A 3,216-nucleotide genomic window follows, 5' to 3' on the forward strand; every position below is an offset into this window, starting at 1 on the left:
GCTCGCTGTGCCAGGCCGACCCGTCCGAGGACCTGTCGGCGGTCTGCACGACGCTGGACGCGCGGTGCGTGTAGTGGTTCACCCCGGCGTCGGACGCGGCGGCGAGGAGCGTCCGCCACGACCGTGGCGGCGCCCCGGCGCGTTCGAGGTGTGGCAGGCTCGACGCCATGCGGCTGGAGAACGTCTGGTTGCGGTACCACCGGCGAGGGCCGTGGGTGCTGCAAGGCATCGACGTGCGGATCGGTCCCGGCGAGGTGGCGATCGTGCTGGGTCGCAACGGGGTGGGCAAGTCGACACTGCTCCAGGTGGCCGCGGGGGTCCTCCGCCCGGGCCGTGGCCAGGTCACCGGCCGGCCGGCACGGGTGGGCTGGGTGCCGGAGCGTTTCCCGGCGGACCAACCGTTCACGGTGACCCGCTATCTGACCGGGATGGCCCGGGTGGCGGGGCTGGGCCGGGCCGCGGCCGACGACGCGGTGACCTCCTGGACGGACCGGCTCGGGCTGTCCGCCTTCCGCTCGGTCCGGTTGCCGGAGCTGTCCAAGGGCACCGCGCAGAAGGTCGGCCTCGCCCAGGCGCTGCTGCGCCCACCGGGCCTGCTGGTGCTCGACGAGCCGTGGGAGGGGCTGGACGCCGCCACCCGTGAGCTGGTGCCCGAGCTGATCGCCGAGGTGCTCGCCGCCGACGGGTCCGTCCTGGTCAGCGACCATCGCGGCGAGACGGTCCGGCTCCCGGCCGCGCGCCGCTGGCTGGTGGCCGACGGCTCGCTCTCCGAGGAGACGTCGTCGACGGACGAGACGATCGCGGTGGTCGAGGTCGCGGTGCCGGCCGCGCGGGTCGCCGGCACCGTCGCCCGGTTGCGCGCCGAGGGCCATCAGGTGCTGCGGGTACGCTCCGACGCCTCCACCGCCACGTCCCAGGCCCTACCCGTCGAGCCGCTCCGGTCGGCCGGTGCCGCCCGACCCGCCGAGCCGTCGCTCGAAATGGCCGGGGAGTTAACGGCGGGCCGGCCGGACACCGCCGACGCGGCTGTCGAGTCGGCAGCGGGGGAGACCCGGTGAGCCCCCTGGTCCGGATGCGGTTGGCAGGTTTCCTGCGAACCGGCCGGGCGTTGGCGCCGTTGCTCGCCGGCCTGATCACGCTCGGCACCCTCTACGGCGGTGGTCGCGCCCAGCCGGCGGAGGCGTACGGCGTTTCCGCGGTGGTGCTCTTTCCGGTGCTCGCCTGGCAGACCAAGATCCTCTTGGACGTCGAGCCGGACGTGCAGCGTCGGCTGGCGCAGGTGACTGTCGGGGTGGCCCGGGAGCGGTTGGCCGGGCTGCTCGCCGCCGCGGTGGCGGCGCTGGTGACGGTGGCCGTCGCGCTGCTTTTTCCGTGGCTGGTCGGCGGAGTGTCCGGTCCGGTCGACCCGGGGGATCGGTCGATTCCGGTCGGGCTCGCGCTGGGATTGTGGGCGCACGTGCTGGTCGTACCCGCTGCGGTTGCTCTTGGGGCGCTGGCCAGCCGGGCGTCGGTGGGCGGTGCCGGGTACGGCGTCGCGGTGTTGGCCCTCGGCGGGGTCGGCGCTGTGGTGTTCGGCCTTAGCGGCTCGGTGGCACCCTGGCTGGCACCGCCGATCATGGCCGCCGCTCGCACCACCGCCGGCGACGCCGCCGCGTTGACAGTGCTGGGGTTGAGCGGGTGGGCGCTGGCCTGGAGCGCCGCGGTCGTCGGCGGCTACCTGTGGCGTCGGCGGGCGCAGGGCTGACCCGGTCGGTGACCCAGCTCACCAGGGGCGATTTGGCGCTCGTGAGCTGGGCGCGTACTGTTCACACAGTCATCCGTGTTCTCATGGATGAGGAACCACCCAGAGACCGCTGGTCATCGTGCTTCGGCACGGTCGAAGGTCCCGCGACAACGGGCGACCCGCGTAGGGCGGCAAGCGTAACTCGGCAGTGAGCATGGTCCGCCGACCATGACGATCCGCCGGCCCTCGCCCCGTGCGCCCTGCGCCGGGGCTTTTTCGTTGTCGCGCTGCCTCCGCCCCCGTTCCGGCTTCGGCCGAGACGGGGACCAGCCTCGAGTAACGAGAGAGGAGGGACATGGCGGACAAGCCGATCCGGGCCGACAAGGCCACGGCCGTCGCTGAGCTGACCGAGAGCTTCCGCAGCTCGGGCGCCACCGTGCTGACCGAGTACCGCGGTCTGACGGTTTCCCAGCTCACCCAGCTTCGGCGCTCGCTCGGCGCCGACACCAGCTACACGGTCGCGAAGAACACGCTGGCCAAGCGTGCTGCGACGGACGCGGGCATCACCGGCCTCGACGAGCTGTTCACCGGTCCTACCGCGCTGACTTTCGTTTCGGGCGACGTCGTCGAGGCGGCGAAGGGGCTTCGCGACTTCGCGAAGGCCAACCCGAAGCTCGTCATCAAGGGCGGTGTCTTCGAGGGCAAGGCCATCACTGCGGCCGAGGTCACGAAGCTCGCCGACCTGGAGTCCCGCGAGGTGCTGCTGGCCAAGCTGGCCGGCGCGATGAAGGGCAACCTGAGCAAGGCCGCGGCCCTGTTCCAGGCCCCGCTGTCGAAGACCGCCCGTCTGGCGGCTGCACTGCAGGACAAGCGCGAGAAGGAGGGCGCCGAGGCGGCCTGAGGCCCCCACGGCGCACCAGTTCTTTACTTAACAGAATCAGGAAAGGACGCCAGATATGGCGAAGCTCAGCACCGACGAGCTGCTCGACGCGTTCAAGGAGATGACGCTGATCGAGCTCTCTGAGTTCGTGAAGCAGTTCGAGACGACCTTCGAGGTCACCGCTGCCGCTCCGGTCGCGATCGCCCAGGGTGGCGGTGGCGGCGGCGCTGCTGCCGAGGCCGAGCCGGAGCAGGACGAGTTCGACGTCATCCTCGAGGCTGACGGCGGCAAGAAGATCCAGGTCATCAAGGTCGTGCGTGAGCTGACCGGCCTGGGCCTCAAGGAGGCCAAGGACGCGGTCGAGTCCGCGCCGAAGGCCATCCTGGAGAAGGTCAACAAGGAGACCGCCGACAAGGCGAAGGCCAAGCTCGAGGGTGAGGGCGCCAAGGTCACCCTCAAGTGACCTGACGCTCCACCAACGCGTACCCGGCTCGTGAGCTGGGACACCATCGCGTCGCGGCGGGCGGTCGCTCTGGCGGGCCGCGCAGATCGCGATCGACCTACGTCGCCTGGCGCGAGCATGCGAATTTGTGACCTACGAACAGTTGCAGGC

4 protein-coding genes are annotated in these 3,216 nt (G+C 71.4%); all 4 read left to right on the top strand.

The annotated features are described in order from the left end of the window. Positions 1 to 167 precede the first annotated feature (167 nt). On the top strand, positions 168 to 1,058 hold the full coding sequence (locus tag ABZ749_RS32460; RefSeq protein ID WP_357234601.1) for an ATP-binding cassette domain-containing protein: 891 nt from the start codon (positions 168 to 170) through the stop codon (positions 1,056 to 1,058). Beyond that, positions 1,055 to 1,744 carry a hypothetical protein gene (locus ABZ749_RS32465; RefSeq protein ID WP_357234605.1) on the top strand — a complete coding sequence of 230 codons (690 nt, stop codon included), beginning with the start codon at positions 1,055 to 1,057 and terminating at the stop codon, positions 1,742 to 1,744. The genes ABZ749_RS32460 and ABZ749_RS32465 overlap by 4 nt, the downstream gene beginning before the upstream one ends. 334 nt (positions 1,745 to 2,078) lie before the next feature. After that, positions 2,079 to 2,624, top strand: a complete 546-nt coding sequence (gene rplJ, locus ABZ749_RS32470) for a 50S ribosomal protein L10 (protein WP_112584808.1) — start codon at positions 2,079 to 2,081, stop codon at positions 2,622 to 2,624. Positions 2,625 to 2,679: 55 nt separating this feature from the next. Then, entirely contained in the window at positions 2,680 to 3,066 is a 387-nt protein-coding gene (gene rplL, locus ABZ749_RS32475; protein WP_091402415.1) for a 50S ribosomal protein L7/L12, read from the top strand. Positions 3,067 to 3,216 lie beyond the last annotated feature (150 nt).

Source organism: Micromonospora sp. NPDC047753 (assembly GCF_040642735.1).
In the GTDB taxonomy this organism is placed as follows: Bacteria; Actinomycetota; Actinomycetes; order Mycobacteriales; family Micromonosporaceae; genus Micromonospora.

Bases quoted from the DNA above. Each gene is read 5' to 3' on its own strand.
- ABZ749_RS32460 (WP_357234601.1), top strand. From the start codon at position 168: ATGCGGCTGGAGAACGTCTGGTTGCGGTACCACCGGCGAGGGCCGTGG.
- rplJ (WP_112584808.1), top strand. From the start codon at position 2,079: ATGGCGGACAAGCCGATCCGGGCCGACAAGGCCACGGCCGTCGCTGAG.
- rplL (WP_091402415.1), top strand. From the start codon at position 2,680: ATGGCGAAGCTCAGCACCGACGAGCTGCTCGACGCGTTCAAGGAGATG.